This is a genomic window from Commensalibacter sp. A3DC (assembly GCF_047307945.1).
GTDB lineage: Bacteria > Pseudomonadota > Alphaproteobacteria > Acetobacterales > Acetobacteraceae > Commensalibacter > Commensalibacter melissae.
Genome location: NZ_JAXOQA010000081.1, coordinates 1 through 6339 on the forward strand (window position 1 = coordinate 1; position 6339 = coordinate 6339).

At 33.2% G+C, this 6339-nt stretch carries 6 protein-coding genes; all 6 read left to right on the forward strand.

Annotation, left to right across the window (positions count from 1 at the left end):
• The first annotated feature begins 205 nt into the window (after positions 1 to 205).
• The 6 genes from U0839_RS08065 to U0839_RS08090 all read left to right on the forward strand — a co-directional run bounded on the left by U0839_RS08065 (position 206) and on the right by U0839_RS08090 (position 6337).
• Positions 206 to 622 carry a hypothetical protein gene (locus U0839_RS08065; RefSeq protein WP_155565061.1) on the forward strand — a complete coding sequence of 139 codons (417 nt, stop codon included), beginning with the start codon at positions 206 to 208 and terminating at the stop codon, positions 620 to 622.
• A gap of 265 nt (positions 623 to 887) precedes the next feature.
• Positions 888 to 1241, forward strand: coding sequence for a hypothetical protein (locus U0839_RS08070; protein ID WP_155565062.1), 354 nt, complete (start codon positions 888 to 890; stop codon positions 1239 to 1241).
• A gap of 230 nt (positions 1242 to 1471) precedes the next feature.
• A complete protein-coding gene (locus U0839_RS08075) occupies positions 1472 to 2953 on the forward strand; it encodes a DUF3383 family protein (protein ID WP_155565063.1) in 1482 nt (493 codons plus the stop codon).
• Position 2954: 1 nt separating this feature from the next.
• A complete protein-coding gene (locus U0839_RS08080; protein WP_110439483.1) occupies positions 2955 to 3473 on the forward strand; it encodes a phage tail fiber protein in 519 nt (172 codons plus the stop codon).
• Between the two features lie 4 nt (positions 3474 to 3477).
• A complete protein-coding gene (locus U0839_RS08085) occupies positions 3478 to 4077 on the forward strand; it encodes a hypothetical protein (RefSeq protein WP_122123179.1) in 600 nt (199 codons plus the stop codon).
• Positions 4078 to 4261: 184 nt separating this feature from the next.
• Entirely contained in the window at positions 4262 to 6337 is a 2076-nt protein-coding gene (locus U0839_RS08090) for a hypothetical protein (RefSeq protein WP_413550448.1), read from the forward strand.
• Positions 6338 to 6339: the final 2 nt, after the last annotated feature.

Here is a 6339-nt window from a genome sequence, read left to right on the forward strand (position 1 = left end):
GTCTGTTTTTATTGCCAGTTGTCAGGATGATTGTTCAGATGCATAGTTTCTAAGTAATTTTAATTGTATTTTGCAATAAAATTAAGATTGATTATCAATTTTACATAAAAATATAATTATTTATAGATAAAATCTATAATTTAATAAGTATATAATTTTTAAATCATAAACATTAGTCTATATAAATTTAAAGGAATAGGATTCTATGAAGCTTCATGATATGGTGCGAAGTATGATTGGAATTGTAAATCCTTCTATTACAGGATCGTTATTTCGTTCAAAAGGTTATATTCTAAAAGGAACTCGACAAGAGGCTGTTTATGAAGATCCTGAACCTATTGAATTGCAAGTTCAATCTTTAAAAGGCGATAAGCTGATTCATGGTCATTATGCCAGTGAACAAAATGAAAAACGTGTGGTTTATGCTAATGGACAACTTTACGGCATAGATCGTGTAAGAGGTGTCGGTGGTGATCTTTTGGAATTTCTGGGGCGACGCTGGTTGGTTGTTCAAAGATTAGAAGAGTGGGAAATGTCTGGCTGGTGTAAGGTTTTGGTCGTAGCTCAACTTGATCAACCTGAAAACGATCAAGGAGAACTGGTTATCTATGCTGATGAATAAAACTTAATACATTTTATTGTTATCATGTCATGAATTATTTGTAATAAAAAAGTTTGTCTAGGGTAATTTATTGGAAATTAAATTGACTTTAATTGTAAGATATATTTGTTCTACTAAAATTTATAAGAAGTATTTGCTCTTGTATCATCAATAATATTTTATTCTGAATAAAATTTATTTTTTCAATATCATATACTTATAATTGCTTTCTAAAATAAAGTTTAATAACCTTGATTATAAAACAATTTAAGCAAGGGGCAATAACATGGATGTAATTGCATTATTTAAAGCGGTTATGGTCGGTTTTTTTAGTTTTATGATAGCTGTCGGTGCTGTTTTATCTGTGGTCTCGGCGATTACGAAACAATCTATTACAATGCCTAAGCATGTAAGAAAATTACCGGCTTTTTTAATGTTTGCTGTTATTTTATTGGGAGGTTGGATATTTATTTATTTGGGATTTATCTCCCTGCCGGCAGATAATAGTGTAACGACACAACAAATGATGATGATTTATGCTTATTTATTTGCCTTAATTCCTTCTGTTGCCTTGATGCTTGCATCTTTCGTTTATTATCTTGATGTAAGAAGTGCGGCAAAAAAAGAAGGAAAATCTTAAAATAATAACAAGTTTTCCAATCTTCATGCAAACAATTGAACCACCTTTTTGGGTGGTTTTTTATTCTTAAACACATTCCAAATTAAAAATTAATTATTTCTCATAAATCATTCAAACATTCGAAGTTCAGGCATGCTTGAACTAAGCCTAAATTGCCTGAAACAGGGAATACTAAAATTGGTGTTCGATAATTTTATAAACCAATTCACTATGATAAGGATTACAAATTAATGTCTATACCATTAAATAATATTGTAAGAATTAATCCAAAGGTTTTATCCGTAGGGAACAAGGGAAATGACCTATTTGGTTTGATGCTTACAAGAAAAGAGAATGTTATTCCTGCGGGGATTACATCCATATTTGAAAATGCTGAAGAAATTGGAAAATTATTTGGTTATGATTCAATGGAATATAACCTGGCAACAGTTTATTTTGCTGGATTTACAGATTCTGATCGTGTTGCAACTCAGCTTTATATGGCTTTATACGCTGAAAACAATACAAGCGCTGGTTTGATTGGCGCAACAATGTCGGCTGTCACTTTGGAAGAGTTAAGATCTTTTAAGGGTGATTTACAGATCGTGGTTGATAATAATGAAAAAAATATAGCTGATCCAGATTTTAGCTTTATCAATAGCTTTAGTGAAGCGGCAACAATTTTGGAAAATTTGTTGGGAGTTTCTGTTGTTTATTCATCTGGAAATCAATCCTTTATTATCACATCCGGATTAACCGGACACAATTCTTATGTAAGTTTTGCAACAGGGCAATTGGCTGATCTATTGAGACTTTCAGAAAATCAAGGGGCCAGTTTATCACCCGCAATTGAATCTCCTACACCATCAAGTGTTATTAATACTTTGAGAAAAGAAAACCTAACTTTTTGTTCCGTTTTTCTGACTTGGGAACCTGATGAGGCAGAAGCTCTAACTTTTGCAAAATGGGCTGATTCTATGAAGGATGATGTATGTGTCATTCTTTCTGATAGTTCAAATAAAGCGATAACGGCCAATACCGGAACTTCATTTGCTGAAAAAGTATACTCAGCAAATTACGAGGGTGTTGTATGTGTTTATAACAGTCTTGCACTTTGTGCTTTTATCGCAGGTTATCCTGCGGCATGGGATCTTGAAAAAACCGATGGACGATATAATGCCGCTTTTCGTCGTAGCAGCTTATTAAAAGCCAATGTAACGAATGAAGACATTGCCTTGGCACTTAAAGCGAATGGTTATAATTTCTATGGCGTGTGGGCATCAGCGTCAAATGATTTTGTCTTTATGATGGAAGGTAAAATTTCAGGACAGTATTTATGGTTGGATAGCTGGTATTGTCAGGTATGGATGCGTCGTTATTTTCAAAATTGTTTTATAAAAACCCTATTAGCCAAAGGACAGATTCCATATAATAATGAAGGTAAGGGAATTTTAAGTGCGGCAATCAAACCCGCAATTGATGATTTTATTAAGTTTGGTGCAATACGTTCTGGTATTTATTTATCTGAAGATCAAACGCAAAGTCTTAAACAGGCTGGTCTTAATTTATCTCAAATCAATAATATAACGGCTGTGGGTTATTATCTGAAAATTGATATGGGTAATGTAACACCACAAACCCGCGTTCGTCGTGGTTCGCCTCCCATTAATTTTTGGTATACCGATGGTCAATCCGTTCAACAAATCAACATGAACAGCATAGAGTTACAATAAAATGGCAATAAATAGAACAATTACATCAATCAATACAAAATTAACGCTCATTGCAAGTAATCCATGGGTAAATAATAATATAGCGGATAAAGTTGGTTTGGGATCAACAGCATCAGGTTTTGTTTCACCCTTGATAGGCGTACCATTAAGCTTGGAGGGGTTGACGTCAGATTCACCGTTCAAATTTTCCTCGAAAAGTTTAGTTGAAACAGTAACATCTTTTGAAGGTACTGTTTATGGAGGTTATTTGCCTGATGCGCATCAAGTTGAGCTGGAAATTAATTTTGTCGCAGCTTCTAGTTCTTTGGCAATTTTGCAATCACTGGCAAAAGTAATGCAGGTTCAAAGGGAAGCTTTGAAATTTAATGGAACAATGATTATTCCTTCTTTAGGTAAAAATTATAATTTGAATAATGGCTATCTGACTCAGTGGCAGGCTATACCCAACCATCAAAAAACATTAAGTGCCGTTCCTTGTAAATTTATTTTTGAATCTGTTGATGAAACTGTAGAGGTCTAAGTTTATGGCACGTCGCTCAGTTGAATTAAAAATCCAAGAACCTGGTCGTGATCAAGGTAAATTATTTAAAATCACCGAAATGTCTGCTTTTGATACAGAAGAATGGGCTGAACGCTCGATTAATGCGATTTTAAGAAATGCTAATAAAGAGGATATATCGTTTTTAATACCTTTAGTTTACACTTATGTGCAAGAAGCAACAATAGAATCAAGTTATGAAGAGTTAATGGAGAAAAATGATGAAGGAATGGTAAAAATTCAACAAGCTACTGAAAAATTAGCTGTATATTTGTCTTCATTGTTTTTCAGTTTGCCTTATGATGATTTAAAAATTGTAGTTAAACCCTTGTTTGATTGCTGTAGTATTTATTTGAATCCTGGTCAAAATGATTTGGTAGAGCCAATTTTGAATAATCCTAATCATTATATTGAAGAAGTTTCTACTATTATCGCTTTAAAACGGGAGGCATTTAAGTTACATACGGATTTTTTTACGAGAGACGCCAAGCGGTACTTAGACCTTTTCATAGTTTCGATGGAGCAATTACAGAGCAAAAAGGATATCGATACTACCCAAACATCCCTCAATCAATCGGAGAGGTGATTACTTCAGGTTTTGCTACGCTAAAAGAATTACAATCTGTTTATAGCGTGCGAGATTTGTACCAATTTTTAGAAATAATTTTAATTAATCAATATAATGAAATGATAGCTTCCGAATATATTAAACGGAAGAGTGAACTTGATGAAGTTCTATAGCCATTGCTATAATTTAAGGAAAAATAGGTATGGATAATTCTAATCAACCAGATAATCAGATACAACAATCCTTGTTGGATTCAGTTGCAAAGATGGATCAGGCATTAGAAAAATTTTCTTTAGCTTTTTCTACACATTCATCAGATAATCCGGAATCTTCATCAATCCTTTCAACAAATTTACAAATCATAATTGATAATCAAAATTCTGCGAATGAAAAACTTGATAACTTAAATCAGTTGAATAATTTGTCTAAATTAGGAAAGCTAGATAAACTTGATGATTTAGATATTTTGAAAAATTCATTATATGAAAAGTCCGATCATGATGGAAAGGGAGAATCATTTCTTGCTGCGGTAAGCAAATTAGAAAATTCTTTTGATAGTTTTAAGGGAGCAATTTCCGAACTGGCAGATCGTTTCTTAACGATAAGGGACATAAGTAATATTACAGATGATAATAGTGCAATGCAACAAATGGCTAGCATGACAAATTCATCTGTATCGGATGTTTATCAAGCTGTGAATGTTGGTAATCGTTATGGGGCGAATAAATCTGAAAGTTTGATGTTTTATAAAGAAATGGCGAATATAAATTCTGCCATTTCCACCAATAAAACAAATAGTTTACTTAATTATCCAGAATTACAAGAATTAGATAAGGTAGCTCCCAGTCAGCGAGTTTTACAAAGGGGTGATGACAAGGGGCATAATTTTACTGCACTTGAGCGCTTGGAAAATATTCGTAAGGCTTTAGCCACTTTACAAAAAGTTAATCCGGATCGTGCAAATATTATTGCTAGAAAATTGGCTCATGACAATGTTCATATTTATGATCAATTGACTGCGCCTGAACATGATATTATTGATGCCAAATCAAAAAGAGTTCAAACCCATGGATATCAAAATATATTTTTAGAAGAACAAAAAAATTCTAATTTAGAAGGAAATAACGAAACCAATCAAATTTTATCAGAAGCGTCAAACGCTAGTGCAAAATTAGATAATATTAAAAATCAAAATAACTTATTAGCAGCTGAAAAATCCGCCGGTTACGTTATAAATAAATCGAATTTGGAAAGTGATTTATTAAAAAGGCATGGAGATACAATCGCTTCTGCAAAATCAAAGATAGCTATTACAAATGATGTTAATGATAAGATTGATCTATTAAAAACTGTTTTTACCGCGGTTATAAGTTTTGTAGCAACAATTGCGACATTTAAAGGAGTTTTAGGAAAGGGTGGTTCAGGATTGGCAAATATTGCCAAATCCTTACTGAAGAATGGTAGTAAAGCTGATAAATTTATTTCTAAAATACCTGAAATTGGTGCTATAGGTAAAAAAGCTGGTGGATTAGGTAAAATATGGAATAAAGTTTCTGGTATAAGTGCTTTCAAAAAGGGAAATGGTTCCGTTATAGGGAGTATTGGTCATACAGCTTTGAAAATTCCGGGAATATTCGGATTAACTGGAGGAGTAAAGGCTGTTGGGGATGAGTTAGAGCATGTTGTAACTAAGATTCCTCATTTTGGTAATGCTGGTCGCATGATGGGAAAAGTTGCAGCTTTTGGTGCACGTCATATATTACCTAAAATAGCAGGTTTATTTGCTGGGCCTGCTGGGTGGGCTTTTGATGCGGTGTCATTAGGTTATGATTTGTATAGTTTGTATAACTACATGACAAGTAAAAATAGTAAGGCTGCATCTCCTTCTTTGAAAAAACCAATACTCGCTTCTTCTAAGGTTAATCAGTCAGGCAATACCATCGCGGTGGGTGTGGGTGGTATAGCTGTTGGAATCGAAGCATATAAAGCCTATCAAGGTACGATTGGTAATTCACAAAAACATTCTTTATCATCAGGTAATGATAATGTTCAAATGAGTAAACTACTGGCAAATGATGGACAAATAAATAAGGTTAATCCTTCTTTTAATAAGATAATAAATTGCATGACTAATAATAATCAGCAATATCGAATTAATATTATTGTACAACCCTCAAGTGCTGATCCCATGATGATAGCACAACAGATAAAACAGCAATTGAGCCTTAGTTTTCCATTTTCTAACGCGGTACAATCTTATAAAGCTATCAATTGTTAAAA